This window comes from Bradyrhizobium sp. P5_C12, from assembly GCF_054049735.1.
Window position 1 is genome coordinate 57,854 of record NZ_JBFULU010000006.1, and the last position, 24,980, is coordinate 82,833.

27 protein-coding genes are annotated in these 24,980 nt (G+C 65.5%); 15 read left to right on the forward strand and 12 right to left on the reverse strand.

Going from position 1 to position 24,980, the window contains the following annotated elements; translation table 11 throughout:
* Positions 1-5: 5 nt before the first annotated feature.
* Positions 6-599: an NADPH-dependent F420 reductase gene (locus ACXJMY_RS07300; protein WP_456618638.1), complete on the forward strand. Its 594-nt coding sequence runs from the start codon at positions 6-8 to the stop codon at positions 597-599.
* 140 nt (positions 600-739) lie between these two features.
* Here ACXJMY_RS07300 and ACXJMY_RS07305 read toward each other — a convergent pair whose 3' ends face one another.
* The 4 genes from ACXJMY_RS07305 to guaA form a co-directional block, all read right to left on the reverse strand.
* Positions 740-1,123 (reverse strand): hypothetical protein, encoded by a 384-nt coding sequence (locus ACXJMY_RS07305; protein ID WP_456618639.1) that lies wholly within the window; start codon positions 1,121-1,123, stop codon positions 740-742.
* Positions 1,123-1,275 (reverse strand): integrase, encoded by a 153-nt coding sequence (locus ACXJMY_RS07310; RefSeq protein ID WP_456618640.1) that lies wholly within the window; start codon positions 1,273-1,275, stop codon positions 1,123-1,125. Before ACXJMY_RS07310 ends, ACXJMY_RS07305 begins: the two co-directional genes overlap by 1 nt.
* A gap of 187 nt (positions 1,276-1,462) precedes the next feature.
* Positions 1,463-1,873, reverse strand: coding sequence for an SMI1/KNR4 family protein (locus ACXJMY_RS07315; RefSeq protein ID WP_456618641.1), 411 nt, complete (start codon positions 1,871-1,873; stop codon positions 1,463-1,465).
* A 167-nt stretch (positions 1,874-2,040) separates the two neighbouring features.
* Positions 2,041-3,639 (reverse strand): glutamine-hydrolyzing GMP synthase, encoded by a 1,599-nt coding sequence (gene guaA, locus ACXJMY_RS07320; protein ID WP_456618807.1) that lies wholly within the window; start codon positions 3,637-3,639, stop codon positions 2,041-2,043.
* A 149-nt stretch (positions 3,640-3,788) separates the two neighbouring features.
* On the opposite strand from guaA, the gene ACXJMY_RS07325 reads away from it, so the two are divergent.
* The 3 genes from ACXJMY_RS07325 (at position 3,789) to ACXJMY_RS07335 (ending at position 5,273) form a co-directional block, all read left to right on the forward strand.
* Positions 3,789-4,160, forward strand: a complete 372-nt coding sequence (locus ACXJMY_RS07325) for a nuclear transport factor 2 family protein (RefSeq protein WP_456618642.1) — start codon at positions 3,789-3,791, stop codon at positions 4,158-4,160.
* 308 nt (positions 4,161-4,468) lie between these two features.
* The gene (locus ACXJMY_RS07330) at positions 4,469-4,801 is read left to right on the forward strand and encodes a DHCW motif cupin fold protein (protein ID WP_456618643.1); all 333 of its coding nucleotides are present in this window, start codon (positions 4,469-4,471) and stop codon (positions 4,799-4,801) included.
* A 262-nt stretch (positions 4,802-5,063) separates the two neighbouring features.
* Entirely contained in the window at positions 5,064-5,273 is a 210-nt protein-coding gene (locus ACXJMY_RS07335) for a cold-shock protein (protein WP_045000506.1), read from the forward strand.
* A gap of 150 nt (positions 5,274-5,423) precedes the next feature.
* Here the strand turns inward: ACXJMY_RS07335 and ACXJMY_RS07340 are convergent, their stop codons facing one another.
* The gene (locus tag ACXJMY_RS07340) at positions 5,424-6,725 is read right to left on the reverse strand and encodes an RsmB/NOP family class I SAM-dependent RNA methyltransferase (protein WP_456618644.1); all 1,302 of its coding nucleotides are present in this window, start codon (positions 6,723-6,725) and stop codon (positions 5,424-5,426) included.
* 34 nt (positions 6,726-6,759) lie between these two features.
* Positions 6,760-7,182, reverse strand: coding sequence for an MAPEG family protein (locus ACXJMY_RS07345; protein WP_456618645.1), 423 nt, complete (start codon positions 7,180-7,182; stop codon positions 6,760-6,762).
* A gap of 157 nt (positions 7,183-7,339) precedes the next feature.
* Between ACXJMY_RS07345 and ACXJMY_RS07350 the strand changes: the two genes are divergently transcribed.
* The 10 genes from ACXJMY_RS07350 (at position 7,340) to ACXJMY_RS07395 (ending at position 15,962) form a co-directional block, all read left to right on the forward strand.
* The gene (locus ACXJMY_RS07350; RefSeq protein WP_456618646.1) at positions 7,340-7,963 is read left to right on the forward strand and encodes an acriflavin resistance protein; all 624 of its coding nucleotides are present in this window, start codon (positions 7,340-7,342) and stop codon (positions 7,961-7,963) included.
* A 70-nt stretch (positions 7,964-8,033) separates the two neighbouring features.
* Positions 8,034-8,873: a metallophosphoesterase family protein gene (locus ACXJMY_RS07355; protein ID WP_456618647.1), complete on the forward strand. Its 840-nt coding sequence runs from the start codon at positions 8,034-8,036 to the stop codon at positions 8,871-8,873.
* Between the two features lie 142 nt (positions 8,874-9,015).
* Positions 9,016-10,311 (forward strand): amino acid deaminase, encoded by a 1,296-nt coding sequence (locus tag ACXJMY_RS07360; protein WP_456618648.1) that lies wholly within the window; start codon positions 9,016-9,018, stop codon positions 10,309-10,311.
* Between the two features lie 14 nt (positions 10,312-10,325).
* On the forward strand, positions 10,326-10,985 hold the full coding sequence (locus tag ACXJMY_RS07365; RefSeq protein WP_456618649.1) for an amino acid ABC transporter permease: 660 nt from the start codon (positions 10,326-10,328) through the stop codon (positions 10,983-10,985).
* 10 nt (positions 10,986-10,995) lie between these two features.
* A complete protein-coding gene (locus ACXJMY_RS07370) occupies positions 10,996-11,646 on the forward strand; it encodes an amino acid ABC transporter permease (RefSeq protein WP_456618650.1) in 651 nt (216 codons plus the stop codon).
* A complete protein-coding gene (locus tag ACXJMY_RS07375) occupies positions 11,633-12,361 on the forward strand; it encodes an amino acid ABC transporter ATP-binding protein (protein WP_456618651.1) in 729 nt (242 codons plus the stop codon). Before ACXJMY_RS07370 ends, ACXJMY_RS07375 begins: the two co-directional genes overlap by 14 nt.
* A gap of 34 nt (positions 12,362-12,395) precedes the next feature.
* Entirely contained in the window at positions 12,396-13,193 is a 798-nt protein-coding gene (locus ACXJMY_RS07380) for a transporter substrate-binding domain-containing protein (protein WP_456618652.1), read from the forward strand.
* 56 nt (positions 13,194-13,249) lie between these two features.
* The gene (locus ACXJMY_RS07385) at positions 13,250-13,594 is read left to right on the forward strand and encodes a RidA family protein (RefSeq protein WP_456618653.1); all 345 of its coding nucleotides are present in this window, start codon (positions 13,250-13,252) and stop codon (positions 13,592-13,594) included.
* A 57-nt stretch (positions 13,595-13,651) separates the two neighbouring features.
* Positions 13,652-14,680, forward strand: a complete 1,029-nt coding sequence (locus ACXJMY_RS07390) for a succinylglutamate desuccinylase/aspartoacylase family protein (protein WP_456618654.1) — start codon at positions 13,652-13,654, stop codon at positions 14,678-14,680.
* A gap of 217 nt (positions 14,681-14,897) precedes the next feature.
* Positions 14,898-15,962, forward strand: coding sequence for a LacI family DNA-binding transcriptional regulator (locus ACXJMY_RS07395; protein ID WP_456618655.1), 1,065 nt, complete (start codon positions 14,898-14,900; stop codon positions 15,960-15,962).
* Between the two features lie 10 nt (positions 15,963-15,972).
* On the opposite strand, the gene ACXJMY_RS07400 is transcribed toward ACXJMY_RS07395, so the two are convergent.
* From ACXJMY_RS07400 to guaB, 3 genes are all read right to left on the reverse strand, one after another.
* Positions 15,973-16,299, reverse strand: coding sequence for a hypothetical protein (locus ACXJMY_RS07400; protein WP_456618656.1), 327 nt, complete (start codon positions 16,297-16,299; stop codon positions 15,973-15,975).
* Between the two features lie 165 nt (positions 16,300-16,464).
* Complete coding sequence (locus ACXJMY_RS07405) at positions 16,465-17,487, reverse strand: NADP-dependent oxidoreductase (RefSeq protein WP_456618657.1); 1,023 nt, start codon at positions 17,485-17,487, stop codon at positions 16,465-16,467.
* Between the two features lie 255 nt (positions 17,488-17,742).
* Positions 17,743-19,236, reverse strand: a complete 1,494-nt coding sequence (guaB, locus tag ACXJMY_RS07410; RefSeq protein ID WP_456618658.1) for an IMP dehydrogenase — start codon at positions 19,234-19,236, stop codon at positions 17,743-17,745.
* 474 nt (positions 19,237-19,710) lie between these two features.
* Between guaB and ACXJMY_RS07415 the strand changes: the two genes are divergently transcribed.
* Positions 19,711-21,201, forward strand: a complete 1,491-nt coding sequence (locus tag ACXJMY_RS07415) for an MFS transporter (protein ID WP_456618659.1) — start codon at positions 19,711-19,713, stop codon at positions 21,199-21,201.
* Here the strand turns inward: ACXJMY_RS07415 and ACXJMY_RS07420 are convergent.
* The 3 genes from ACXJMY_RS07420 to ACXJMY_RS07430 form a co-directional block, all read right to left on the reverse strand.
* The gene (locus tag ACXJMY_RS07420) at positions 21,198-23,057 is read right to left on the reverse strand and encodes a hypothetical protein (RefSeq protein WP_456618660.1); all 1,860 of its coding nucleotides are present in this window, start codon (positions 23,055-23,057) and stop codon (positions 21,198-21,200) included. The two genes, ACXJMY_RS07415 and ACXJMY_RS07420, sit on opposite strands and share 4 nt — an antisense overlap.
* 161 nt (positions 23,058-23,218) lie before the next feature.
* On the reverse strand, positions 23,219-23,896 hold the full coding sequence (locus ACXJMY_RS07425) for an RlmE family RNA methyltransferase (RefSeq protein ID WP_456618661.1): 678 nt from the start codon (positions 23,894-23,896) through the stop codon (positions 23,219-23,221).
* Position 23,897: 1 nt separating this feature from the next.
* On the reverse strand, positions 23,898-24,971 hold the full coding sequence (locus tag ACXJMY_RS07430) for a Ppx/GppA phosphatase family protein (protein ID WP_456618662.1): 1,074 nt from the start codon (positions 24,969-24,971) through the stop codon (positions 23,898-23,900).
* Between the last annotated feature and the right edge of the window lie 9 nt (positions 24,972-24,980).

Here is a 24,980-nt window from a genome sequence, read left to right on the forward strand (position 1 = left end):
GCATTATGAGCTACGCAATCATAGGATTCGGCAAGATAGGCCAGGCCCTCGCCCATGCCTTCGCCCGCAAGAACATCGAGGTATCAGTCGCGAGCCGCCGGCCGCCCGAGGCGTTGGCGCCGCAGGCTCGGGCGATCGGCCCCACGGTCGTCGCCAGGTCGCTGTGGGACGCACTCGAGGCCGACACCATCATCCTGGCAGTCCCGTTCGGGGAGCATCGCGAAGTTGCGAAGGCGCTGCCGAGCTGGAAAGGCAAGACGATCATCGACGCGACCAACGGGTTTGGAGAAGAGCTGGACGGTCTTCTGTCCTCCGCCGTCGTCGCGAAAGCGTTCACCGGTGCCAGGCTCGTGAAAGGCTTCAATCATTTGGGTGCGACCAAACTGGCGGCCGATCCGGTCGTCGAGGGCGGCCACCGGGTCGTCTTTCTCTCGAGCGACGACGAGGACGCGACCGCTCCCGTGGCGGCCTTGGCCAAGCAACTCGGCTTCGCACCCGTCAAGCTGGGCAAGCTCAACGAGGGTGGCGCGCTGGTGCACGCCCGCGGCCGCGTTTGGGGTCCGCTCATCTTCCAGGATTTGTTCAGGAAGGAGCAGTAATCGATCGACGACCGTGGGATTGACACCGAGAACCGGTCGCGCGCACTAACTTCTTCGAGCGGCGCGCGACCGAATATTCTCTATCGCCTGGGGGTGCGCTGCGGGTCAATTACAGTTCTTGAGCTTTCGGTGCAGCCGGATCACTTTTTAGTCGTGCCCTCAGATGGCTGCTCTGCCGACCCGCCGATTTTCTTCGAGACCACGTAGACGTCGACGCCGCTCATCGAACATTCCTCGCTTGATGCCTGGCTTTTCGTGATGACCTCGATCGTCTTGCCATCCTTGGTGTGAAACGTGATGTCGTAAACCTGCTGGTAGAGGTCTTTGCCGATCTTTTCGGATGCGAGACGAACGGCCTTGGTCTGCGCCTCGATCACTGATGGGATATCAATCAGGCCGGCGTTCTTGAGGTGCGTGAGGGCCATGTTCGTGGGCCAACTCGCGCAGTCCGGAGACTTCGCCAGAGCCACCGCAGCCGGCATAGCAAATATTGCGGCCATCACCACTTTCAACGCAGCGCGCATCAATGCACCACCTTGATCGTGTGGTCGCCACTTTCCCAGATCTGCTTGCGCCTATTGATGGGCAGGACGGCAACGTACATGCCGTCGCGGTCGCCGCGCCTGTAAAGCTTCTCGCCAGGCTTGAGCTTCTGAGGTCCCGTATCGGTCAACAAGGTATTCTCCGTTCGGTTCGCCGCCAGATACCATCATGGACCATGATGGTACAGAACCGACCGAAACGGAGCCCCTAAAAATGTGCCCTCGACACTCAGTCTCTAAAAGTTACTCCCACTCAATCGTCCTAGGCGGCTTGTTCGTCACGTCGTACATGCACTGTCGCGATCCAATCTGTCGAAGCCGCTACGAATCGGGGACTAAAACAGCGAGAAACGCCGGGAAGCTCGTCGCGACCAACTCGACGCGATCCTCGCCAAGCTCCTGTTCATGATCCCACCAATAGACGGCTCCCGTGCTCGGACCGGTGCGGCAATCCAAAAGGTAGAGGTTACCACCTTGGTCTTCGCCAACCGGCAACATCCCATCGGGAAGGACGTCGGCAACCAGTGCGTAACAACGATCGACCTGAAGATAACTTTTAGCGTCGCCAATTTCGAAGATGCAGCTCACATCCCAGTAGTCTGGATTGGTCGAGACGACTTGAACCGGACGAGATGGCTCTTCCCTGTGTGACCTCAGGAAGGCGCGATACGCCACGGGCAAGCTGGTCCCAAGCGCTGCTTCCAAACTCTCAATTCGTTGTTCGGCGTTCACGACGCGATGCTAGAACTCGATCCGATTTGGATCAATCCCCAGATGATCGTCTTCCTCCCGAACCGTTCAAGGTCGCAAAGAGCACTATAACGATCGATCTCCAAGACTTAGATCTGCTGCTCCTCGAACAGATACCGGGACGCGACACTGCGATATCGGACGTCGGATCACTCCCACTCAATCGTCCCAGGCGGCTTGCTGGTCACGTCGTACACCACCCGGTTCACGCCCTTCACCTCGTTGATGATGCGTGTGGCGGTCTCGCCCAGGAATTTCATGTCGAACGGATAGAAGTCCGCGGTCATGCCGTCCGTCGACGTCACCGCGCGCAGGCCGACCACGAAATCGTAGGTGCGGCCGTCACCCATGACGCCGACGGTCTTCACCGGGAGCAGCACGGCGAAGGCCTGCCAGATGTCGTCGTAGAGGCCGTGCTTGCGGATCTGGTCGATGTAGACGGCGTCGGCCTTGCGCAGGATGTCGAGTTTTTCGCGCGTGATGTCGCCGGGGCAGCGGATGGCGAGGCCCGGGCCCGGGAACGGGTGGCGGCCGACGAAGATTTCGGGGAGGCCGAGCTCGCGGCCGAGCTTGCGCACCTCGTCCTTGAACAGCTCGCGCAGGGGCTCGACGAGCTTCATGTTCATGCGCTCAGGCAGACCGCCGACATTGTGGTGCGACTTGATCGTCACCGAGGGGCCGCCGGTGAAGGAGACGCTCTCGATCACGTCGGGATAGAGCGTGCCCTGCGCCAGGAAGTCGGCGCCGCCGATCTTCTTGGCCTCCTGCTCGAACACCTCGATGAAGAGACGGCCGATGGTCTTGCGCTTGGTTTCGGGATCGGTGACGCCTTCGAGTGCGCCGAGGAATTGCTTCGACGCATCCACGTGCACGAGCGGGATGTTGTAGTGGTGGCGGAACAAATCGACCACCGTCTTGGCTTCATCAAGACGCAGCATGCCGTGATCGACGAACACACAGGTCAGCTGGTCGCCGATGGCTTCGTGGATCAGCACGGCCGCGACGGCTGAATCGACGCCGCCGGAGAGGCCGCAGATCACCTTGCCCTTGCCGACCTGCTGGCGGATCTTCGCGATCTCCTCCTCGCGGAAGGCGCGCATGGTCCAGTCGCCGGTGAGGCCCGCGATCTTGCGCACGAAATTGCGGATCAGCTTGGCGCCGTCGGGCGTGTGCACCACTTCGGGGTGGAACATCAGGCCGTAATATTTGCGCGTCTCGTCCTGGATGATCGCGAATGGCGCGTTCGGCGAGGTGCCGGCGACGGAAAAGCCCGGCGGCATCTTGGTGATGCGGTCGCCATGGCTCATCCAGACCTGGTTCTTGCCGCCTGGCGACCAGACGTCCTCGAACAGCTTGCTCGGCGCCTTCACCTCGACATCGGCGCGGCCGAATTCGCGGTGGTGGCCGCCCTCGACGGTGCCGCCGAGCTGCTCCGCCATGGTCATCTGGCCGTAGCAGATGCCCATCACGGGAACGCCGGAGGCGAAGATCAGCTGCGGGGCGCGGGGCGAGCCTGCCTCGTGGACCGACTCCGGCCCGCCGGAGAGAATCACCGCCTTCGGCTTCATCTCCTTGAAGGCTTCTTCGGCCTTGTTGAACGGGACGATTTCGCAATAGACGCCGTCCTCGCGGACGCGACGCGCGATCAGCTGCGTCACCTGGCTGCCGAAGTCGACGATGAGAATCTTGTCATGCGCCGAGGCCACGGAGGGCGTCGACGCGGAGCGGTCGTGCTGTGCTGCTGTCATGGCAAGCAAATACGCGACCATGCCCCCGCCCGCAACCGCGCGGCGCGCGCGCCCACATTCTTCTTTGGGCATGGACAAATCAATATAGGTAAGTATTATTGACCTAATATGCCTCGCAGCCAACCAAGGGGCCAATCAGGGAGGAAACCATGCCACAGCACCATCAGCCATCCGAGCTCGCAGCCCTCGGCCGGACCTGGGTCGAAGCCTGGAATGCGCGCGACCTCGAGCGCGTGCTCACGCTCTACGACGAGGCCGCGGAGATGACCTCGGACCGGATCCCCGCGCTGGGGTTCGACGCCAGCGGCACCGTGCGCGGCAAGGACGCGCTTCGGGCCTATTGGGGCAACGCGCTCGGGCTGGTGCCGGAGCTGCATTTCTCGCTGATCGATGTGTTCGTCAGCCCGGACAGCGTCGTGGTGTTCTACGCGAACGAGCGGGGCAAGCGGATCTGCGAGTATCTGCGGGTCAACGCCGCGGGGCTGATTGTGCAGGGATCGGCGAATCATCTGGTGCAGTGAGCGCCTCGTCCACCGCCGTCATTCCCCGCGAAGGCGGGGAATCCAGTACGCCGCGGCTTCTCGATCAACCACGGACGTCTCGGAGTACTGGATCGCCCGCCCCAGTGCGCAAGTGCGCACAAGGCGGGCGATGACACCGAGAGTGAGGCACGAGCGTGCCTCAAGCTCGTCATTGCGAACGCAGCGAAGCAATCCAGACTGCCTCCACGGCTGCATCACTGGATTGCTTCGCTGCGCTGGCAATGACGGAGACTGCGGCGACGGCGTGCGATAACAGAAGCACTGCCGGCTCTGACATAGGATTCCCCATGAAACTCCCCACCTCCCCCTTCACCGTCACCGACTGGAGCAAGGTCGAGCCGACGACGCATCCAGGCGAGACCGGTCAAGCCCAGTGGCGGACGCTGAACATCGGCGATCTCCGGGTGCGGATGGTCGAGTATTCGCCGGGTTATCTCGCCGATCACTGGTGCGACCGCGGCCACGTGCTCTACGTGCTGCAAGGCGAGCTTGACAGCGAGCTGCGCGACGGGCGCAAATTCAAGCTGACGGCGGGGATGAGCTACCAGGTCTCGGATTTCGGCGACGCCGCGCACCGGTCGTCGACGGCTGTGGGCGCGACGCTCTTCATCGTGGATTGACGGAACCGCTGGCGGGCACGTTTGCACCGCAAAATAGAAAACCGTGCCGCGCTCGCGACGAGCGCGTGCTGCCTTGAAGTTGCCCCAAAAAATCGCTAGATTGTGATCATCGATCCTTGGCCGAACGACTGGGCCGCTCCGTCTCATTTCCAATGGACGAGCACGTTTCAGGTATTTCTCCAAAATCGACCAACCGGGACGATGGGCGCAAGCGATTGCGCATTTGTCCCCCTGAGTGCATCGTCAATGAAAGGAAATGACTATGGCAATGGGCACCGTGAAGTGGTTCAACAACCAAAAGGGTTTTGGTTTCATCCAGCCGGACAACGGCGACAAGGACGTCTTCGTTCACATCAGCGCGGTTGAACGCGCTGGTCTGAGCACCCTCAACGAGGGTCAGAAGGTTTCGTTCGACATCGTCGCGGACCGCCGCAGCGGCAAGTCCTCGGCTGACAACCTCCGCGCCGGCTAGTTCGCCGCGCATCTCGCGATCTGACCGCGGACGTACCGGCAGGTCGTAGGAATACCCAGGCCCCGCCCCCGAGATATCGGTGGCGGGGCTTTCGTTTGCGCCGTCATTCCCGGGCTCGCCCCTCGGGCGCCCCGGAATGATGGCGCGAGTTCAGCCAGTCTTCTTCAGCACCGAGACGAAGAACCCATCCGTGCCGGTCCGCCGCGGCGTCATCAGCCAGCCCTCGTCGGATTGCAGCGCGGCCTGCGCAAACTCCTCGGCCTTGTCCCAGAGCACGCTCGCGATCTGCTCGGGTGGCACAACCGAGAACGCGGGATGGCGAGCGACGAACGCCCTCACCTGCTCGCCGTTCTCTTCCGCTAGCACCGAGCAGGTGATGTAGGCGATGCGGCCGCCCGGCTTCACCAGCGGCACGGCGCGCTCCAGCACCTCGGCCTGGTCCTTCAGGCGGATCTCCAGCGCGCCGGGGCGCATGCGCCATTTGGCATCGGGATTGCGGCGCCAGGTGCCGGTTCCCGTGCAGGGGGCGTCGATGACGACGAGATCGGCCGAGGCGTGGATGTCCTGGAGCGTATCGGCCTCGCCCTTGGGCGTGCGGACGTCGGCATTGTGCACGCCGGCGCGCGACAGGCGTTCGTGAATGGGAGCAAGTTGCCGCTTGTCGCTGTCGGTCGCGATCAGCCGGCCCTTGCCCTGCATCTGGGCTGCGAGCGCCAGCGTCTTGCCGCCGGCCCCCGCACAGAGATCGATCACCTGCTCGCCGGGTTTTGCCGCGGTGAACTGGGCCGCAAGCTGCGATCCCTCATCCTGCACTTCAACGGCGCCCTTGATGAAATCCTCCTCAGCCTGGATGCCGGGATTGCGCGCATCGGCCGAAAGCGCGATGCGCAGACCGGTTGGCGACCAATGCGTCGGTTGCGCATGAAGATGAGCAAGCGCCTTCAGCACCTTGTCGCGATTGGACTTTAGCGTGTTGACGCGCAAATCGAGCGGGGCCCGGCTCGCCATCGCGGCCGCCTCCGCCGCGCGGTCCTCGCCGAACACTTTTGCCAGATGGGAATCGAGCCATTCGGGATAGTCGCCGGCCACCGCAGCCGGCGCGTCCTTCAGGGACCGGGAGGCGAGCGCCGCCTGCTCGGCCTCCGTCAGCGGCGCTGGCGCGAACCGGCTGCCGTCGAACAGCGCGGCCATGGTGGCGGTGTCCATGTCGCGCTCGAGGCGCAGCATGCCGATCAGCCGCGCCCGCGCGGTGTCGGCGTCCATCAGGAACGCGCTCGAGGCGTAGCGGCGCAGCACGTCCCAGACCAGGCCGGCAATCGCGGCGCGGTCGCCGGAGCCGGCAAAGCGGTGCGCGGTGCCCCACTCCTTCAGCGCTTTCGCCGCCGGCACGCGGTCTCTCTCGATGGTGTCGATCAGTTCGATGGCCGCGGACAGCCGGGCAGCAGGAGTCATTTGAATCTTTCAGATTGGATCCGAGGGCTAACCGTCAGATCAGCAACAGCATCTTCAGCGCGAAGTAGATCCACATCGCCAGCAGCACCAGCGCGCCCGCGAGCCAGATCGTCGAGCGCCGGCCAAAATCGTTCGAGGAGACGAAGATTCCGGCATGGGCAAAGCGCGTCACCACGAACACCCAGGACATCAGCACGATGAAGAGGTCGGCATGGCGCAGCGGCAGCGCCAGTGCGATCAGGGCATAGAACAGCACCGGCAACTCGAACTGGTTGCGGTAGCAATTGGCGATTTGTGTGGCGCCCTTCGACCAGTTCGGCTCGCCCAGCGCAACGTCGCGGATCTTGGTCTCGCCGGAGACGAGCGCCTGCCGGCGCCCCAGCGCCATGGCGATCAGGAGCGCGAAGGTGAGCCCGACCTGCACAAAGACCGGCAGCAAAACCATCTGAACGGACATCGGAATTTTCCCGGGAGGCGAAACGCCGCCGATCGTCAATAGCTGCGACTGCTGGCGCTGACAATGAACGACTTGAACCGGCGTTCCCGGTCTTGCGACCAAATATCGAGAGTTTAAGCGATTTCGGCCCCCGCGGGCCGCAAGGCGAGAGACCGCCATGAACACCCTGTCGAGCTTGCTCGGCATTTTGAGCGAATCTGCCGAGGCTCAGCTCGGCATCCTGATGTCGGCACTGGCCGGCATTGCGGCCGCGCTGGCCGTTGCGCTGGCGATGACGGTCTATTTCCGCATGAGCTACCGGACCTGGCGTGACGTCCTCAGGCACGGTCTCGCCGCCACGGCCGCGGCCGTCCTGTTCGTCTTTGTCGCCTACGACATGCGTCACGCCGCGCTGGCCTATCTCGGCCTCAACCCGTCCAAGCCCGCAGTCGAATTCGAGATCCGCATGCCCAGGGACACCCTGGGCTCCGCTGCCGGCACCCAGATCGAGCTGCACACCGACCGCAACCAGAAGCTGGCGCTTGTCGATGGCGTGACTGATTTGGCCGACGGACGCGCGCTGCTGCGCGGCGCGGTGGCGCTCAACTACCGCACCGCGGACCGGGTGCTGGTCGTGAGCCTGCCCGGGAAAGGCACGTTCGAATTCCGCCTCCGCCTGCCCGCAGAGCCGCATCGCTCCGAGCAATTCGGCCCCTGGCACCTCGCCGACCGCATCGCCTCGCCGCTGGCCGGCAGCGTCGCGCCGCAGGACGCCTACACCATCCGCTATCGGGTGCTTTAAACATTGTTCGATCGCGGATCGTGCGCGCGCCGTCATCGTTCCGACGCTTGGCCGGGCTATGCTTTGCTCCATGTCCGAATTTCGCCTGACGCAGATTTCCGACACCCATCTCGGCCAACGCTTTCCCGGCCTGATCGCAAACTTCCATCGCGTCAGCGAGCATATCGACGCTGATAGGCCCGATCTCGTCATCAACACCGGCGACGTCTCGTTCGACGGGCCGACCAGCCGCGACGATGTCGAATTCGCCAGGGGCCTGCACGACGCCCTGCCCGTCGCCTGCCGCTACCTGCCAGGCAATCACGACATCGGCGATAATCCCACCGCAATCGGTCCGGCGCCCAAGCCGCCGGTCGAGGAAGCGCACCGCCAGCAATTCCGCGACATCATCGGCGACGACCATTGGTCGTTCGAAGCCGCCGGCTGGCGCTTCATCGGCCTCAATTCGCTGGTGATGAATTCAGGGCTGGCCTTCGAGGCTGAACAGTTCGACTGGCTGGCCTCGGAAGTTTCGCGCGTGAACGGCAGGCCGGTGGCGCTGTTCGTACACAAGCCGCTGTTCCTCAACCTGCCCGACGATCCCGAACTGCCGGAGACCTCGATCCGCTACGTGCCGCAGCCGGCGCGGGCGCGGCTGATCAAGATGTTCTCGACGGTCGACCTACGTTTGATCGCCAGCGGCCACGTGCACCAGCGGCGCGACTTCACCTATCGCCACACGCGTCATGTCTGGGCGCCGTCGGCCGGGTTCAAGATCAATGACGCGCGCCAGGACCGGATCGCGATCAAGGAGACGGGCCTGGTCGAGTACCGCTTCCAGCCCGAAAGTTTCGAGGTCCGGCACGTCCGGGCGGCCGGCCAAGTCGATATCGACATCGAAGAGCTGCTCGCCCAGATGGGCGCGCATTAGCCTGGTCCACGGGCACTCATCCTTACCTTGATACCTCAATGCATCGATCTTGGTCCGAAAATGACTAAAAGACGCTAATGACAACGTTGTCATTTGCACATATCGTCACCGCCGGCGGTCGAGGGCCGCAGACGGAGTGACAATGCAGTCCATTTCCCGGTGGGGCGCCCTGCGCCTGTCGACGGCCATTCGGGGCATCCCCCTGGTCGACGGCCTGCCCGCCGAGGAGATCGGAAACCAGCGCTGGTCGCCGGCCCACGGCGATCTGGCCCTCCCCGCCCTCACCCTCGATGAGGCCGCCTTCGCGGCCAATCGCGACCTCTTCCTGCGCTGGTGCGCGAGCGCCGGCGTCAGCGTCGCGCCGCACGCCAAGACGCCGATGTCGCCGGAGCTGGCCCGCTCGCTGCGCGAGGCCGGCGCCTGGGGCACCACGGTCGCCAATATCCAGCAGGCCGCGGTGCTGCTCGCCCACGGCGAGCGGCGCCTGCTGCTGGCCAACGAGATCGGCGGGCTCGCGGCCGGCCGGCGGCTCGGCGCGCTGCTCGCCGCGTACCCCGATGTCGAATTTCATGCGTTTGCGGATTCGCCGGCCGCGGTCGCGGCACTGGCCGAGGCGGCGCGGATTGCGGAGCGCCGCGAATTGTCCGTGCTGGTCGAGCTCGGCGCCGGCCKGGCCGGCGCGCGCGACCGCGCCGCGATCGAGGCAACCACCGCAGCCGTGGTCGCCGCCGATCGGCTGGCGCTCGGTGGCGTCGCCACCTACGAGGGCGCAGCCGCAACACAAGATGCCGACGAGACCCTGCGCGCCATCGCGGCGCTGATGGAACGCACCATCGAGACATTCGCGCTGGTGCGCGCAGCCGCCCCGGGCCGCAAACTGATCATCAGCGCGGGCGGATCGGCCTATTTCGACATCGTGGCGCGGGCGCTCGCGCCGGCCGCGCAGGCTGATGGCAACGCCACCGTAATCCTTCGCTCCGGCGCGCTGTTCTTTGCCGATCACGGCGTCTATGCGCGCGCCTTCACCGAGCTCGACCGGCGCGGCGGTCTCGTCATCGCGGGAACGCGACATTCCGCGGCGGAAAGCTTTCGTCCTGCCCTGACGCTGTGGGCCGAGGTGCTGTCGCGGCCCGAGACCGGGCTCGCGATCGCGGGCTTCGGCATGCGCGATGCCTCCTTCGATCAGGGACTGCCGGTGCCGTTGCGGGTGTTCCGGGACGGCGTCGCGCAGCAAGGCCTTGCCGACGGCCTGGCGGTCACCCGCCTCAACGACCAGCACGCATTCCTCTCCGTCGCACCCGGCGGCGCGCTTGCGGTCGGCGACATCATCGCCTTCGGCATCTCGCATCCCTGCACCTGTCTCGATCGCTGGCGCGTGATCCTCGGCCTCGACACCGAGGGCGTCGTGACGCGCGCGCTCGCCACCCAGTTCGGCTGAGAGCGGACCGCGCGATGAATTTCCTGCCGCTCTGGCGCTATCAGAACCAGCTCATCGACGGGGCCATCGTCACGCTCGAGCTGACGGTGATCGCGGCACTGTTCGGGCTCCTGATCGGCGTCGCCGGCGCGGTCGCGCTCAGGGGACGCATCACGCCGCTGCGCTGGCTGGTGCGCGGCTACATCGAGCTGTTCCGCAACACGCCGTCGCTGATCCAGATCTTCATCGTGTTCTTCGTGCTGCCGAGCTTCGGCCTGAAGCTGCCGGCCTTCGAAGCCGCCGCCGTCGCGCTGTCGCTCTATTTCGGCGCCTATTCGGTCGAGATCGTCCGGTCGGGGCTCGACTCCGTGCCGAAGAGTCAGATCGAAGCCGGCCAATGCCTTGGCCTGTCCGGCTGGCAGGTGTTTCGCCACATCCTGCTGCCGCCGGCGCTGCGCAACGCCTATCCGGCCGTCACCAGCCAGTTCGTCCTCCTGCTGCTCGGCACCTCGCTCGCCTCGCAGGTCTCGGCCGACGAGCTGTTCCACGTCGCCGGCTTCGTCGAGAGCCGCACCTATCGCAGCTTCGAGGTCTATGCGGTGATCTGCGCCGTCTATTTCGCGATGGCGATGTCGTTCAAGGCGCTGTTTGCGATCGTCGGCGCGGCCGCCTTCCGCTGGCCGCGACGGCGCTAGAGGGCACGCGATGCGATCGTTCTCCCTCATCGATTTCGTCTCGCTGTTCGCCGCGCTGCGCTGGACCGTCGTGCTCGTCGTGCTCGCGCTCGGTTTCGGCGCGCCGCTGGCGCTTGGCCTCGCGATGGGCCGCATCAGCCGCTTCGCCGGCTTGCGCTGGGCGATGGCCGCCTGCATCCAGATGATCCAGGGCGTGCCGCTGCTCGGCCTGTTGTTCTTCTTCTATTTCGGCATGCCGGTGTTCCTCGGCATCCAGGTGCCGGCGCTGATCGCCGTGACCGTCGCTTACACGCTCTACACCGCGGCCTTTCTCGGCGAGATCTGGCGCGGCGGGCTGGAAGCCGTGAAACAGACGCAGTGGGAGGCCGGCGCCTGTCTTGGCCTGTCGGCCTGGCAGCAGTTCCGCCACATCATCGCGCCGCAGGCGCTGCGCCTGTCGCTGCCGCCGACGGTCGGCTTCCTGGTCCAGCTCATCAAGGGCACCTCGCTCGCCTCCATCCTCGGCTTCGTCGAGCTCGCCCGCGCGGGCCAGGTGGTGAGCGCGGCGACGTTCCAGCCGCTGCTCACCTACGCGCTCGTCGCCGCGATCTATTTCGCGCTCTGCCTGCCGATCACGCTCTGGTCCCGCTCCCTGGAGGCCCGCCTCGATGGCTCTCGTTGAAATCCGCGACGTTCACAAGAAATTCGGCCGGGTCGACGTGCTCAAGGGCGTCTCGCTCGACGTCGAGGAAGGCGAGATCGTCACCATCATCGGCCGCTCCGGCTCGGGCAAGTCGACGCTGCTTCGCTGCATCAACGCGCTGGAGACGGTCGACGGCGGCCAGATCCACGTCGAGGGGGAGAAGGTCCATGCCGGGATGCGCGATCTCAAGCAGTTCCGTCAGCGCGTCGGCATCGTGTTCCAGGCCTTCAACCTGTTTCCGCATCTGAAGGTCGAGCGCAACATCACGCTCGCGCCGCTCCTGACCGGCCGCATCGACAAGTCGAAGGCCCGCGCGCTCGCCGAGGACGTGCTCGCCCGCGTGGGGCTTGCCGACAAGATCGACGCCTGGCCGGAGCAGCTTTCCGGCGGCCAGCAGCAGCGCGTCGCGATCGCGCGCTGCCTCGCCATGGCCCCTCACCTGATGCTGTTTGACGAAGTGACCTCCGCGCTCGACCCCGAGCTCGTCGGCGAAGTGCTGAAGGTGATGGAGGCGATGGCGAAGCAGGGCATGACCATGATCCTCGTCACTCATGAGATGGGCTTTGCCCGCAACGTCGCCGACCGCATCGTCTTCATGCACGAGGGCCGCGTCTGGGAACAGGGCCCGCCGGCAAAGCTGTTCGCAAGCCCCGAGACGCCCGAACTCGCAAGCTTCATCGCATCGTCGAAATGAACATCGTCCACCAATCCACCACCAGGAGAGAGTCATGAGAACACTGAAGTCCCTCTTCACGATCGCAGCCGCGGCGCTTGCCGTACTCGCTGCGCCCAGCCTCGCCAAAGCCGACAAGCTCCAGGACGTGCTCGGCTCAGGCAAGCTGCGCATCGGCATCCTCACCGATGCCGCGCCATGGGGCTTCAAGGACGACAAGGGCGAGATCGCAGGTCTCGACGCCGATCTCGCCCGGCTGATCGCCGCCGACATGGGCGTGAAACTCGAGCTCGTCCCGGTCACCGGTGCTGCGCGCATCCCGAGCCTGCTGTCCGACAAGATCGACCTGCTGATCGCGGGCCTCGGCGCCACGCCGGAGCGTGCCCAGCAGGTGATGTTCTCGCAGCCCTATGCGGTGGTGAATCTCGGCGTCTACGGCGCGAAATCGCTTCCCGCGGCCACCGGCAAGAGGCCCGACAATCTCGACGGACGCAGCGTCGCAGTAGCCAAGGGCTCGACGCTCGACGTCTGGCTCACCGACAACGCACCGAAGGTGAAGCTGGTGCGATTCGAGGACACGCCGGCGGCCCTCGCCGCTTATCTGGCCGGCCAGGCCGACACGTTCGCGGAGAACAGCGCGATCGCGCTGAAGGTGCAGGAGCAGAACCCGACCAAGGAGGTCGAGCTGAAATTCCTGATCCGCCAGTCGCCGGCCCATGTCGGCGTCCGCCAGGGCGAGCAGAACCTGCTCAACTGGATCAACACCGACATCTTCACCAACAAGCTGAACGGCAAGCTCGGCGCATTGCAGCTGAAATGGTTCAAGGAAGAACAGTCGCTGCCGACGCTGTAAGCTCGCACACGGCTCCCGCATCATGCGGGAGCCAATCTTCACGAGGAGAATCTCAGATGATCAAACGTTATGTCGTGGGCTCACGCATGAGCCAGGCCGTCGCCGCCGGTGGCTTGGTGCACATCGCCGGCCAGGTCGCGGACGACCGCAAGGCCGGCATCGTGTCACAGACCCAGCAGGTGCTCGCCAAGATCGATGCGCTGCTGAAGGAGGCCGGCTCCGACCGCTCCAAGCTCATCGCGGTCAACGTCTTCCTGCCGCACATCACCGACTTCGACACCATGAACTCGGTCTATGATTCCTGGATCGATCCGGCCAATCCGCCGGCGCGGGCCTGCGTCGAGGCCCGCCTTGCCGACCCCGACCTCCGCGTCGAGATGACCGCCGTCGCCCTGCTCTAACGCGCATCCTTTCAACCTTCGGCCGGCGTCGGCGTCGACGCGGCCTCGAGGCAAGCCATGCATACCGGACTTTTCCACGAGATCGATTTCGAGAAGGACCAGAAATGGTCCGGCCATCTCGGCATTCCCTTCTCGATCGACCGCTCCCCCTATTACCAGCTCAAGATCCCGATCTTCCGGATCAAGAACGGCGCCGGCCCGAAGCTGCTGTTGATGGCCGGCAATCATGGCGACGAATATGAGGGCGAGATCACTCTGACGCGGCTGTATCGCCGGCTCGATGCGGCGGCGGTGAAGGGCGAGATCACCATCCTGCCCTTCGCCAATTTGCCGGCGGTGATGGCGGCGCGCCGCCGCTCGCCGCTCGACGAGGGCAATCTCAATCGCGCCTTCCCCGGCGATGCCGGGGGAACGCCGACCTTCCGGCTGGCGCATTTTCTCGAGCACGAGCTGTTTCCGCGTCACGACGTCGTCTTCGACATCCACTCCGGCGGCACGTCGATGGCGCATGTTCCTTGCGCGCTGATCGAGCGGCAGGGCACGCCGGAGATGTTCGGCCACGCGCTGCGCCTGATGGAGGGGCTGGGCATGCCCTTCGCCTTCGTCGCCGAGAACGGCGCCACTGCACCGACCTCGATGGCGGCCGCCGCACGCGCCGGCGCGATCGGGCTCTCCGGCGAATTCGGCGGCGGCGGCACCGTCACGCCGCAGACGATGGCGCTCACCGCGCGCGCCGTCGACCGGCTGCTGCTCGCGCTCGGCCTCGTCCAGGCCCCCGTGCTGGGGCCGCACGCACCGGTCGAGCGCGCCACCGAACTGCTGGCGCTGCAAAGCCATGCGCAGGCGGTGTTCGCGACGCGGCGCGGCTGGTTCGAGCCGGCGGTCATGGTCGGCGCGCGGGTTGCGGCCGGCGACGTTGCCGGCTGGTATCATGATTTCGAGCGCCCCGAGCTGCCGGAAGAGGTGCTGCGCTTCCCCGCCGACGGCATCGTGATCTCGCAACGCCTGCACACCGACAGCCAGAGCGGCGACTGCCTGGTCCAGGTCGGCCGCGCGCTCGCGCGCGACGAGGTCATGGTGCGGTGAACTTTGGCCGCACACTCGCTGCACCTCTCCCGCTTGCGGGAGAGGTCGGTGCGAAGCGCCGGGTGAGGGCTGTCTCCTCTTGGGGGTTCTCGATTGCGGAGACACCCTCTCCCCAGCCCTCCCCCGCAAGCGGGGGAGGGAGCGCACCTTCGGCGCGGTTGCAATACGACCCGATCTCATCATGCGCTAACCTAGCGTCGTTCTCTCCAGGGATTCGATGACCGATCCGGTGAAGCCGAGCTACGACGACGTGGTGCGCATTCCGGCGCCGCCCGGCCGGGCGAGCGCGACCGGACGACCGCCGCGCATCGAGGAGGTGGCGGAGCGCGCCGGCGTGTCGCCGATCACGGTGTCACGCGTGCTGCGCCATCCCGAGAAGGTCAATCGCGACACCCGCGACCGCATCCTCGAGGTGATCGAGGCGACCGGCTATGCCTCCAACCCGCATGCGCGCGCGCTGCGCTCGGGGCGGTCCAACGTGGTGGTGGCCTTCGTTTCCAACATCCTCAGCCAGCAATTCGGGCTCGCCGTGCGCAGTCTCGCCGCCACGCTGGAGCCGGAAGGCTTTGAGGTGCTGGTCGGCCAGACCTCCTACTCCTATGCCAAGGAAGTCGCGATGATCCAGTCGCTGCGCGGCATCCGGCCGGCCGCGGTGATGTTCACCGGCGTGATCGAGCTCCAGGAGAACCGCGCCGCGCTCGAGGAGCTCGGCATTCCCGTGATCGAGACCTGGGCGTATCCGCGCGATCCCATCGACATGCTGGTTGGCCTGCCCAATGCCGATGCCGGCGCGATGGCGGCACGGCGTCTTGCGGACGCCGGGCATCGCCGCGTCGCCTTCATCGGACGCAGCAGCGGCCGTGGCGCGCTCCGCCGCGACGGGTTTCGCGCGGCGGCGGCGCAACTGGGCCTCGATATCGTCCACGAGATCGGGGTCGGCGAGATCACGGGGCTCGTCGATGGCCGCGCCGCCTTCACCGCCCTGCTCGATCGCGGCGACCGCGTCGATGCCGTGTTCTGCGCCAACGACCTGCTCGCGACCGGCGCGCTGATCGAGGCCCGCGCGCGCGGCCTGTCGGTGCCGCGCGATCTCGCGCTGCTCGGCTTCGGCGACAACGACGTGGCGGATCAGATCACGCCCGGTCTCACCACCATCTCCTTCGACGCAGCGGCCGTGGGGCGCATCGCGGGCGAACTGCTGCTGGCACGGCTTGCCGGTGCGCCGCCAGCCGAACAGCGGCTTGCGGTCGACTTGTTCCTGGTCGAGCGCGGCAGCGTCTGAGGGTTGCGGCTTACGCGACGCTCTTGAGATCCTGCTGGATCGCGGCCAGCAAGGATTGCAGCGCCTCGCTGTTCACCGGCTTGGCCTCAGCCTTGCCAGATTGAATATTGCCGGACTGAACATTGGCAGGCTGGACATCAGCGGGTCGCGCAGCTTTGACCGGACGCTTCGGGAACGGCGGCCGTGGCGCCGGCATCGAAGGCTGGCTGAGGTCGCTCTCGTCGTCGGCGTGGACGAACTTGCCATGGATGACGTCGTCGCGGCGGCCCATGACGAACAAGGTCGTCCAATAGCCGGCGGCCAGAAGGATTACGCAGAAAATACCAATCTCTAACATCGCAGCACCTGAAATATGCGCGATGATTCAATGCCTTCGCCGGCTCGTCAATGAACCGACGGTCACACAAGCGGCTTTTGCCGGCAGGTGTGGCCGATCGGTGACTCTTTTTTAACCATCCAGCCCGCGAAAGGCGCTGGATTGCAGCCAAATCAGGCTTTGCAGCTAAGCCCTATCCTGCCCGACCCGGACCAGCTGCTTGCCGAAATTGGCGCCCTTCAGCAGGCCCATGAAGGCGCCCGGCGCGCTCTCCAGGCCCTCGGTGACGAACTCCTTGTACTTCACCCGGCCCTCGCGGACCCAGCCCGACATGTCGCGCAGGAAGTCACCGTGGCGTGCGGCGAAGTCGGAGACGATGAAGCCGCGGAAGGTCAGCCGCTTGGTCAGGGTCGCGCGCATCATGGACGCGGCCCATTTCGGCGGCTTGGCCTCGGTGTCGTTGTAATGGGCGATCAGGCCGCAGACCGGCACGCGCGCGAACGGATTGAGCAGCGGGAAGACCGCCTCGAACACGGCGCCACCGACATTCTCGAAATAGACGTCGATGCCCTTCGGGCAGGCGAACTTCAGCTTGGCCGGAAAATCGGTTTCGCGATGATCGAGACACGCGTCGAAGCCGAGCTCCTTCACGACGTAGTCGCACTTGTCCTTGCCGCCGGCAATGCCGACAGCGCGTGCGCCCTTGATCCTGGCGATCTGGCCGACGGCCGAGCCGACCGCACCGGAGGCGCCGGCCACGACGACGGTCTCGCCTTCCTGAGGCTTGCCGATGTCGAGCAGCCCCGTATAGGCGGTCATGCCGGGCATGCCGAGCACGCCGATGGAGGTCGAGATCGGGCCGAGCTTGGGATCGACCTTGATCAGGCCCTTGCCGCTGGAGATCGCATGCGTCTGCCAGCCCGAGCGGATGCGCACGATGTCGCCTACCGCGAAATCAGGATTGTTGGAGGCCGCGACCTCGCTGACCGCCTCGCCCTCCATCACGCCGCCGATCGGCACCGGCGCGGCGTAGGACGGCCCCTCGCTCATGCGCCCGCGCATGTAGGGATCGAGCGACAGCCAGATCGTGCGCAGCAGGACTTCGCCCTGCCCCGGCGCTGGGACTGCGAATTCCTCGATGCGGAAATCGGACGGCTTGGGCTCACCGACGGGACGCGCGGCGAGAACGATGCGCTTGCCTTGGGACATGATGGCTTCCTCCTGAGTTTCTTCGGCGCGAGCGAAGCGGAGGGAGCGGAGCGCGTCAATACAAAACCGGTGGAGCGCTTCGTCGCTCGCGTTTGTCGCATTGGCGAATTTGAGAAAGCCGACGCCTCATTCTCCGTCGTCATGCCCGGGCTTGACCCGGGCATCCACGGGCCACAGAGCGAGCCGCCAGACGTGGATGGCCGGGTCAAGCCCGGCCATGACGAAGGAGAGAGCGGAGCGATCGAGCGAAGCGACCTAACCCCCGCCCGGATAGTTCGGCGCCTCGCGCGTGATCGTGACGTCGTGGACGTGGCTTTCGCGCAGGCCCGCGCCGGTGATGCGGACGAACTGGGCCTTGGAATGCAGCTCGCTCAAATCGCGCGCGCCGACATAGCCCATCGCGGCGCGTAAGCCGCCGGCGAGCTGGTGCATGACGTTGCCGACCGGGCCCTTGTAGGGCACCTGGCCCTCGATGCCTTCAGGGACGAGCTTGAGCGTGTCCTTGATGTCCTGCTGGAAGTAGCGGTCGGCCGAACCGCGCGCCATCGCGCCGACCGAGCCCATGCCGCGATAGGCCTTGTAGGAGCGGCCCTGCCACAGGAACACTTCGCCGGGCGTCTCGTCGGTTCCGGCCAGCAGCGAGCCGACCATGGCGATGTCGGCGCCGGCGGCGAGCGCCTTGGCGAGGTCGCCGGAGAACTTGATGCCGCCATCGGCGATGACGGGGATGTCGGACTTCTTCGCCGCCTCGACCGCATCCATGATCGCGGTGAGCTGCGGCACCCCGACACCGGCGACGATGCGCGTGGTGCAGATCGAGCCCGGACCGATGCCGACCTTGATGCAGTCCGCGCCGGCGTCGATCAGCGCCTGCGCGCCCTCTGTGGTCGCAACGTTGCCGGCGACGACCTGCACCGAGTTGGAGAGACGCTTGATGCGGTTCACCGCGTGCAGCACGTGGCGCGAATGGCCGTGTGCGGTGTCGACGACGACGAGGTCGACGCCGGCGTCGATCAGCCGCTCGGTGCGCTCGAAGCCGGTGTCGCCGACGGTGGTGGCGGCGGCGACGCGGAGGCGGCCCTGCGCGTCCTTGCAGGCGAGCGGATGGGCGACCGCCTTCTCCATGTCCTTCACGGTGACGAGGCCGACGCAGCGATATTGCTCATCGACCACCAGCAATTTCTCGATGCGATGCTGGTGCAGCATCCGCCGCGCCTCGTCCTGGCTGACGTTCTCGCGCACGGTGACGAGACCTTCATGCGTCATCAGCTCGGAGACTTTTTGCCGACGGTCGGTGGCGAACCGCACGTCGCGGTTGGTGAGGATGCCGACCAGCTTGCCCGGCGTGGACTTGCCTGCGCCGGTGACGACGGGAATGCCGGAGATGCCGTGATCGCTCATCAGCTTCAGCGCATCGTCGAGCGTGGCATCGGGGCTGATGGTGAGCGGGTTCACCACCATGCCCGACTCGTAGCGCTTGACCTGGCGGACCTGGGCGGCCTGCCCTTCGGGGTCGAAATTGCGATGGATGACGCCGATGCCGCCGGCCTGCGCCATGGCGATCGCCATGCGGGCCTCGGTCACGGTGTCCATGGCGGAGGCCATGATCGGGATGTTGAGCGGGATGGCGCGGGTGACGCGGGAGCGGATGTCGACCTCGCCCGGCATGACGTCCGAGAGGCCTGGCTTCAACAGCACGTCGTCGAACGTAAGGGCTTCGCGGATGCCTTGAACTTGCACCGTGGCCATCTGCCAACTCCTTCCTGCGGCCCTGCCGCAAATAGCTATGGATGAGCGCCGCCCTCGGCGTACCTTGCGGCATCGCCGGAGAATCGGAGCCCATCGGTGGGGTTGACGCGGGTCGATAGCACGGCCGGGTGACGAATCAAAGCAATTCGGACCGCTGGCCAGCCATGCACAGGCTTTTTCGGTAAATTCAGCGTGGATAGCCGGGGGCAGCCCCTCCTCGTCATTCCGGGGAGCGACGACCTCGCGAGCCCGGAATCCATCCCGCAGCGGTCCCTGCGGCCCAATGGATTCCGGGCTCGCGCCAAGTGGCGCGCCCCGGAATGACGAAGGAGCGCGACACGCAACCCTGGAGAGAGGTCACACCGTTGTTACGCGGGATCTAGGTGCTATGCGTCGATCCGCAATGGTCCCGGGTCGGTGGCGGTGATAAGCCGCAATTCCACCCCTCCTTCCGATTTTCATTACCAATCCGTCATGGTCGACAAGCAACGCGTCATTCCGCTGATCGTGGCCACCGCGCTTTTCATGGAGAACATGGATTCGACGGTGATCGCCACCTCGCTGCCGGCGATCGCGGCCGACATCGGCACCAGCCCGCTGACGCTGAAGCTCGCGATCACGTCCTATCTGCTGTCGCTTGCGGTGTTCATCCCGGCGAGCGGCTGGACCGCGGACCGCTTCGGCGCGCGCATGGTGTTTGCGATCGCCGTCGGCGTGTTCATGGTCGGCTCGGTCGGCTGCGCGCTCTCGACCTCCGTCACCGATTTCGTGTTCGCGCGCATCCTGCAGGGCATGGGCGGGGCGATGATGACGCCGGTCGGGCGCCTCGTGCTGCTGCGCTCGGTCGACAAGAGCGCGCTGGTCAACGCCATGGCCTGGGTGACGGTCCCTGCCCTGATCGGTCCGGTGATCGGGCCGCCGCTCGGCGGCTTCATCACGACCTACGCGTCCTGGCACTGGATCTTCCTGATCAACATCCCGATCGGGCTGCTCGGCATCTTCATGGCGCTGCGCTTCATCGATCCCATCACCAGCGAGGAACGCGAGCCGTTCGATCTCTACGGCATGGTGCTCGCCGGGCTCGGGCTTGCCGGCATTGCGTTCGGCCTGTCGGTGGCCGGCCTCAATTTGCTGCCGTGGAGCACGGTCGCCGCCCTGGTCGTCGGCGGATCGATCGCGATGACGCTGTATGTGCTGCACGCCCGGCGGACCGGATCTCCGGTGCTGGATTTCTCGCTGCTCAACCTCCCGACGCTGCGCGCGGCCGTGCTCGGCGGCTTCCTGTTCCGGCTCGGCATCGGCGCGCTGCCGTTCCTGCTCCCGCTCCTGATGCAGATCGGCTTCGGGCTGACGCCGTTCCATTCCGGCCTCGTCACCTTCGCCTCCTCGCTCGGCGCCATGGGCATGAAGACGCTGGCGGCGCGGATCATCCGCACATTCGGCTTCCGCAATCTGATGACGGTGAACGCGATCGTCAGCGCGGTCTTCCTCGCCGCCTGTGCGCTGTTCACGGTGACGACGCCGCTGCTGATCATCATGATCATCCTGGTGGTCGGCGGCTTCTTCCGTTCGCTGGAGTTCACCGCGATCAACACGGTGGCCTATGCCGAGGTCGAGACCGCGCAGATGAGCCGCGCCACCACGCTCGTCAGCGTCAACCAGCAGCTCGCGGTCTCCGCCGGCGTCGCCGTCGGCGCAGCTTCCGTGGAGACGACGATGTGGCTCGGCCATGTCAGCGAGCTCAACGCCACCGTGTTCGCGCCCGCCTTCGTGGTGGTCGCGCTGACCTCGGCGGCGTCGAGCTGGTTCTTCTGGCAGATGCCTGCCGACGCCGGCCACGAGATCTCCGGCCGCAAGGCGGTGGAGATTTCCAGCCGCAAGGGCGCGGACAAGGGTGCGGCCAAAGCCGCCGTCAAGGCTGCGACGGAGGATACGCAGGACGTGCGGGATCAGCGGCTGGGTTAGGGAACCAGCGTCGGCGGCAATATGCGGTAGAGCACGACACCCAGCCCGAGCGCGTCGCCCGTCAGGACGAGCTTTCCGCTATTGATCGTTCGCTGCAGCCATATCCTCTGCAGGTTGGGATCGGGGTGGGCCGGATCGGAATAGAACTTCGCCAGATTGCCGGTATTCGCATCGATCAGGTAGCGCTCGATCGTCACCGTCGAGCCGTCGCTGAACGGCAGGTTGGCGACCTCAAGCGAAATTCCCTCCGGCGTCTCGGTCGAAACGTTGCTGCCGAAGACACGTGTCGGATCGTAGTTGTAGACCATGATGTTCGCGGTCGAGTTGGCGCCGTCCCAGGTCGCGAACGTCTTGAGATTGGTGCTTGATCCACCGGGGCTCACAATAGCCTGCCTGCGCTGGCCGGACATCTTGTTGTACATCGCAAACAGGTTGGCCACGGGCTTTGGATAGTAATCGGCCGGGAGGTCCCGTCCGTTGGCGTCTTTTCCGTTGCTTTGCTTGTGCAGCAGGCTCGCCTGCCCGAGCTGGGACGGCCCAGCGCCCTGTCCGTCCCCGATGACGAGATACGAGCCCAGGGCGATCTTTTTCCTCACCGCTTCGGGCAGGAAGGCGGCCGCCCACGCGGCTCCCTTGTGCGAGTAATTGACGTCGCTGCTTTCGTCGACCGCCGGACCCCATTCAGATACGAACAGCGTGACGTCGGGCATGGCCGCGTTGCCTTGCTTCAAGCCTTGCAGCTTGGCATTGATCTTGTCGATCATCTGACCGAACAAGGCGAAGCCGGCGGTACCGTCGGTCGAGCCGTAGTAGTGGAACGAGAAGCGATTCAGGTGCGCGTTGAATTGGGGCGCGTAGCTGCCGGCCAGCGGATTGAAGGTTTGTTCCAGAAACTGTTCCTCCAGGGTGGGGCTTGGGGGCGTGTCCAGCGGATATGAGAGGAACGTCAGCCCGGTGAGGGCCGGACCGGCGATCTCGAGCGTTTTTTCGCGATAGGCGTTGATGCCGGAGAGTTGTCCCCTGACGGTGTCGATGGCGTCCGAAACGATCTTCTGCACCGGCAACAACTGCCGGCCGAGTCGGCGGGCATCCTGCCGGTAGGGATACGCCAGCGTCCTGTCCTCGGCGCCGGATAGCAGGTGCGTCTGGAGCGGCGGCCACTGGTGCAGGACATACCGGTCCGGGGCGATCCACCACAGCCAGTTGCCCCACGGTCCCAACGGCTTGAGCGTGTAGGTCGACGGATCGGTGTAGTTGAAATTTTCCGGCTCGGAATCGGCGATGTCGAGTTCGTTGCTGACCTCGAAGATAACGCTCGAGGCTCCGCCATCGAAGGCCTTCGTGGCGATATAGCGTACCAGCGCTCGCACATACTTCCGATATCGCTCCAGAACAGCGGGGCTCTGCGAAGCCCAGGTCTCACCGGCTCCATACTGCACCATGCTCTGCGGCATGTAGGACGCGACGGCCACGTGCGGCGACAGCCCACGACCCACCGCCCAATCGAGATGCCAACGCAGCGGATAGCAGTCTCCTGCGTGAAACCCCTCGCCGTCGGTGTATCCGAAAACGTTCCCGGTCTGGTCGAGGTCGCAATAGACGTCGCTTTGCAGCAGTCGCGCCCGCTTCATGCCGGTATCCGCGATCACCTTGTTGAACTGATCGAGCGCCTGTTCGGTCGGGCTATTCGCGCTCTGGTAGATTCGCTTGAGGTCGCCGAGATCGTCGTTGCCGCTGATGCCCTCGTTGAACGGCACCAGCGTGTCCACGACGATCGATGCAGATGCAGCCGAGGGCGTGGTGGAATCGAGGATTGCCGAGAACGACGTCAGGAAGAGAGTCGAGGCAGCGAGCATGGCGCGCTTCCAGGCATGGAAACGCCGACGTCCTGAAAGGCACTGCATATCGAACCACCCGCTGGAATTGTCGAGGTGGCGATTAACATCTCAAGATGTTGCTGATGTGAACGTTGTGTTATCGTCGGGCGACTACCGCGGGATGTGCGGCGCCGTGCGACTTATTGTCCGCGAAACCCCGTCGCCAGCACGTAGCGCTCCGACGAATCCTGCCGACTCGCGGCCGGCTTGACGTGGCGCACGGTCGCAAAATCGCGCTTGAGCTGGGCGAGCAGCTCGGCATCGGCGCCGCTCTGGAAGGTCTTGGCAAGGAACGCCCCGCCCGGCTTCAGCACGTCGCAGGCAAACGCCGCCGCGGTCTCGATCAGGCCGACAATGCGCAGCTGGTCGGTCTTGCGGTGACCGGTGGTGTTGGCGGCCATGTCGGACATCACGACGTCGGCGCCGCCGCCGAGCATCGCGGTGAGCTTGCCAGGAGCGTCATTGTCCATGAAGTCGAGCTGCGCGAACTCCACGCCGGCAATCTCCGGCATGTCCAAGAGATCAATCGCAACGACCTTGCCCTTGCCGTCGACCGAGCCGACGCGCTTGGCGGCGATCTGGCTCCAGCCGCCCGGCGCAGCACCAAGATCGACCACCGCCATACCGTGCTTCAGCAGGCGGTACTTGTCGTCGATCTCGAGCAGCTTGAACGCGGCGCGCGAGCGATAGCCGAGCGCCTTGGCCTTGACCACATAGGGATCGTTGAGCTGCCGCTCCAGCCAGAGCTTCGACGACAATTTGCGCTTGCCGCCGGTCTTGACCTGGACGTGCAAGCGGCCGGTGGTGTCCTTGGCCATCTCACCAGCTCCTGAGCGCGCCGTCCTCGCGCATCATCTCGACCAGCATGCCTTCGCGCAGGCCCCGGTCGGCGACGCGCAGGCGTGGCAGCGGAAAGGCGCGACGGATCGCATCGAGGATGGCGCAGCCGGCCAGCACCAGATCGGCGCGCTCGACGCTGATGCAGCTGTTGTTCGCGCGCTCCTCGTAGCTCATGCCGAGCAGCTTGTTGATGGTCGCGGTGATGTCGGAATCGTTCATCCAGATGCTGTCGATGCGGCGGCGGTCGTAGCGCGCCAGATTGAGATGGATGCCGGCGAGCGTCGTCACGGTGCCGGAGGTGCCGAGCAGGTGCATGTCGGCGAGATCGCGGCCATGCGCTTCGGCGAACGGCGCCACGTGGTTTGCGACCTCCTGCTCCATCGCGGCATAGATTTCCGGCGTCACGTCACGGCCGCCGAACTGCTCGGCGAGCGTCACGACGCCGAACGGGATCGACATCCAGGCTTTGATGCGCGGCTCCGGATTTGCGGGATCACGTTCGATCCGCACCAGCTCGGTCGAGCCGCCGCCGATATCGAACAGGATCGCGCCCCTGCCCCTGGGATCGACCAGCGGCGAGCAGCCGAGCACGGCCAGCGCGGCTTCGGTCTCGCGGTCGATCACCTCGAGCTCAATGCCGGTCTCGGCCACGACACGGCTGCGAAAGCCTTCCGCATTCGAGGCCGCGCGGCAGGCTTCGGTGGCGATCAACCGCAACCGCCGCGCTTTCCTCAAGTTGATCTTGTCGCGGCAGATGCTGAGCGCCGCGATGGCGCGCTCGATCGCGGCCTCGCTGATGCACCCCGTGGCGGAGACGCCCTCGCCGAGCCGGATGATGCGCGAGAAGGAATCGACCACGCGAAAGCCGTCGCTGGTCGGACAGGCGATCAGGAGCCTGCAATTGTTGGTTCCGAGGTCCAGCGCCGCATAGACGCCGGTTCCCGGCGCTTGTGCGGCGACGGCCGGCTCAGTGGCCAATACCACCGCCGCCATCGACCCCTCCAGCTCACCGTGCGGCGCAAGGCCGTCGCGGAGCCGCGTGTGGTCATTCATACAAACTGT

Bases quoted from the DNA above. Each gene is read 5' to 3' on its own strand.
- ACXJMY_RS07350 (WP_456618646.1), top strand. From the start codon at position 7,340: ATGAACACCCTGTCGAGCTTGCTCGGCATTTTGAGCGAATCTGCCGAG.
- guaB (WP_456618658.1), bottom strand. From the start codon at position 19,236: ATGGCCACGGTGCAAGTTCAAGGCATCCGCGAAGCCCTTACGTTCGAC.
- ACXJMY_RS07375 (WP_456618651.1), top strand. From the start codon at position 11,633: ATGGCTCTCGTTGAAATCCGCGACGTTCACAAGAAATTCGGCCGGGTC.
- ACXJMY_RS07365 (WP_456618649.1), top strand. From the start codon at position 10,326: ATGAATTTCCTGCCGCTCTGGCGCTATCAGAACCAGCTCATCGACGGG.
- ACXJMY_RS07305 (WP_456618639.1), bottom strand. From the start codon at position 1,123: ATGCGCGCTGCGTTGAAAGTGGTGATGGCCGCAATATTTGCTATGCCG.
- ACXJMY_RS07300 (WP_456618638.1), top strand. From the start codon at position 6: ATGAGCTACGCAATCATAGGATTCGGCAAGATAGGCCAGGCCCTCGCC.
- ACXJMY_RS07380 (WP_456618652.1), top strand. From the start codon at position 12,396: ATGAGAACACTGAAGTCCCTCTTCACGATCGCAGCCGCGGCGCTTGCC.
- ACXJMY_RS07415 (WP_456618659.1), top strand. From the start codon at position 19,711: ATGGTCGACAAGCAACGCGTCATTCCGCTGATCGTGGCCACCGCGCTT.
- ACXJMY_RS07345 (WP_456618645.1), bottom strand. From the start codon at position 7,182: ATGTCCGTTCAGATGGTTTTGCTGCCGGTCTTTGTGCAGGTCGGGCTC.
- ACXJMY_RS07405 (WP_456618657.1), bottom strand. From the start codon at position 17,487: ATGTCCCAAGGCAAGCGCATCGTTCTCGCCGCGCGTCCCGTCGGTGAG.
- ACXJMY_RS07420 (WP_456618660.1), bottom strand. From the start codon at position 23,057: ATGCTCGCTGCCTCGACTCTCTTCCTGACGTCGTTCTCGGCAATCCTC.
- ACXJMY_RS07430 (WP_456618662.1), bottom strand. From the start codon at position 24,971: ATGAATGACCACACGCGGCTCCGCGACGGCCTTGCGCCGCACGGTGAG.
- ACXJMY_RS07335 (WP_045000506.1), top strand. From the start codon at position 5,064: ATGGCAATGGGCACCGTGAAGTGGTTCAACAACCAAAAGGGTTTTGGT.
- ACXJMY_RS07330 (WP_456618643.1), top strand. From the start codon at position 4,469: ATGAAACTCCCCACCTCCCCCTTCACCGTCACCGACTGGAGCAAGGTC.
- ACXJMY_RS07400 (WP_456618656.1), bottom strand. From the start codon at position 16,299: ATGTTAGAGATTGGTATTTTCTGCGTAATCCTTCTGGCCGCCGGCTAT.
- ACXJMY_RS07370 (WP_456618650.1), top strand. From the start codon at position 10,996: ATGCGATCGTTCTCCCTCATCGATTTCGTCTCGCTGTTCGCCGCGCTG.
- ACXJMY_RS07395 (WP_456618655.1), top strand. From the start codon at position 14,898: ATGACCGATCCGGTGAAGCCGAGCTACGACGACGTGGTGCGCATTCCG.
- ACXJMY_RS07340 (WP_456618644.1), bottom strand. From the start codon at position 6,725: ATGACTCCTGCTGCCCGGCTGTCCGCGGCCATCGAACTGATCGACACC.
- ACXJMY_RS07355 (WP_456618647.1), top strand. From the start codon at position 8,034: ATGTCCGAATTTCGCCTGACGCAGATTTCCGACACCCATCTCGGCCAA.
- ACXJMY_RS07385 (WP_456618653.1), top strand. From the start codon at position 13,250: ATGATCAAACGTTATGTCGTGGGCTCACGCATGAGCCAGGCCGTCGCC.
- ACXJMY_RS07325 (WP_456618642.1), top strand. From the start codon at position 3,789: ATGCCACAGCACCATCAGCCATCCGAGCTCGCAGCCCTCGGCCGGACC.
- ACXJMY_RS07425 (WP_456618661.1), bottom strand. From the start codon at position 23,896: ATGGCCAAGGACACCACCGGCCGCTTGCACGTCCAGGTCAAGACCGGC.
- guaA (WP_456618807.1), bottom strand. From the start codon at position 3,639: ATGACAGCAGCACAGCACGACCGCTCCGCGTCGACGCCCTCCGTGGCC.
- ACXJMY_RS07390 (WP_456618654.1), top strand. From the start codon at position 13,652: ATGCATACCGGACTTTTCCACGAGATCGATTTCGAGAAGGACCAGAAA.